Origin of the sequence: Caballeronia sp. INML2, assembly GCF_023631365.1 — a bacterium.
GTDB lineage: Bacteria > Pseudomonadota > Gammaproteobacteria > Burkholderiales > Burkholderiaceae > Caballeronia > Caballeronia turbans.
This window is the reverse complement of sequence record NZ_JALQDH010000250.1, coordinates 1-242: the sequence shown is the minus strand read 5'-3', so window position 1 is coordinate 242 and position 242 is coordinate 1. Positions and strand designations below refer to the sequence as shown.

The window sequence follows — 242 nt, the reverse complement described above, 5'->3', positions numbered from 1 at the left end:
GCTCGGCACGATGCCGAGTAGTTGAGGCGGGACGCAGTGAGCAGCGAGAAGGTCGTCGCGCGTGACATTCTTGATGTTGAAGAATTCATCTTTCGCGGCGACCTCGGAAACGGGGATCAGTTGGATTCCGTCTTTGTGGCCGTTCGGAGAATACACGAAGAGATTGCGAAAATTACCCGGACCTTTCGACGACTTCAACGCGTCGCGAATCGCATCGACATCGCCTTGCTGCTGAGCTGCGT

At 55.8% G+C, this 242-nt stretch carries 1 pseudogene; it reads right to left on the bottom strand.

What is annotated here, in order from left to right:
- Nucleotides 1-242: pseudogene (locus tag NCT32_RS37190) on the bottom strand (capsid portal protein); the annotation flags it as partial.